Source organism: Shewanella sp. 10N.286.45.A1, assembly GCF_041470405.1.
GTDB lineage: Bacteria > Pseudomonadota > Gammaproteobacteria > Enterobacterales > Shewanellaceae > Shewanella.
The window spans coordinates 1-1,347 of the sequence record NZ_JBFRMK010000314.1 but is presented as its reverse complement, the minus strand read 5'-3'; the positions used below and the strand labels follow the sequence as shown (position 1 = coordinate 1,347).

Genomic DNA, 1,347 nt, shown 5'->3' with positions numbered 1-1,347 from the left:
TCGGGATAGTGGTGTTCTTAACCCAAGTGCCGTTTACATAAGAGTAAAAGTCATCCTGTGGGCGAACTGATTTATCGAAATTGGCAAAATCGATGCCTGAAGTTAGTGCTTTTTGCACGGCAACTGCAGCTTCTGTTTTGCTTGTTTCTGGTGCTTTAGTGGCTGTAGTGTAGCTATTGCAAGCGCTTAGGCCTACGATAAGGGAAGCGCATAAGCCCCCAACGAGTACTTTTTTCATTTTTCTTCCTTTATATACCGTCAATTTGTTTTTGTTTTATAAATCAAGCGATGCACTTGTGCTTTTATCGAGATAGCACAAATTACATTGGGTAACACATGTTAAGGTTTTTCAGGCTTTGTGAATACGGTTTGGGTGTAAACTTACCGACTAAATTGAATCAACATGTGTAAGAAAAGGTTTCCTGAACTATTTACCGTCTAAATTTGTCGATGTTTATTAGCGCATTAAGTTATGAATGCCTCTACAGCAGTGATAAACGTAGCCTTAAGTATTGGCAAAACTTTGCCCTTTACATCTGTAGCCCTCATAATGTCGGCCATTATGGTCATATAGCTGAGTATTACTGTGCGTTTAGATAAATTTATTTGTGAGTCAACTTCCCATTCTCGTGTTTCTGCGAAGAAAGCACTGCATCGTGGGGATGTCACTTGTAATGGTGAGGTGGTTAAAACTTCAGGTTTTAAAGTGACTGACGAGCACGAAATTCGTTTAGAAGGTGTGATACTAAAAGTTATCGGCCCGCGCTTTATTATGCTTAATAAGCCTGTTGATACTATCTGTTCAACCATTGATGAAGAGTATCCTTCAGTTATCGGTTTGCTTGATGTTATTCGACCTGAAGACCTGCATATTGCAGGTCGTTTAGATGCAGATACCACAGGGTTAGTACTTATCACCACTGATGGAAAGTGGTCACACAAGATTACTTCACCAAAGAAAGAGTGTGGCAAGCGTTACTTGTTAGAGACTGCTGAGCCGTTAACTGAAGATTTAATTGAACAGTTCGCTACTGGGTTACAGCTCAATAATGAAGATGGCCTGACTAAGCCTGCCATACTTGAACTGTTGGGTACGCATCAAGCGCGTTTGACCATTACCGAAGGTAAATACCATCAAGTTAAACGTATGCTGGCGGCGGTCGGTAACAAGGTGACTAAACTTCATCGTGAAGTCGTTGGAGAGATAGAGCTAGATAACACGCTTGAGCTAGGTGAATGGCGCTTTTTGACAGAGACTGAGATTCAATCAGTAAAATAGCGCTATAAAACATTCAACTTTAACAACGTTATTACTGTCGAAATTAGCTCATAAAAATGTATGGTCCG

General features: G+C 40.5%; 1 protein-coding gene and 1 pseudogene. One reads left to right on the top strand and one right to left on the bottom strand.

Features of this window, described 5'->3' with window-relative positions:
* Positions 1 to 238, bottom strand: a pseudogene (locus AB4238_RS20075) (peptidase M13); the annotation flags it as partial.
* 348 nt (positions 239 to 586) lie between these two features.
* Between AB4238_RS20075 and rsuA the strand changes: the two are divergent.
* Positions 587 to 1,279, top strand: coding sequence for a 16S rRNA pseudouridine(516) synthase RsuA (gene rsuA, locus AB4238_RS20070; protein WP_220739046.1), 693 nt, complete (start codon positions 587 to 589; stop codon positions 1,277 to 1,279).
* Positions 1,280 to 1,347 lie beyond the last annotated feature (68 nt).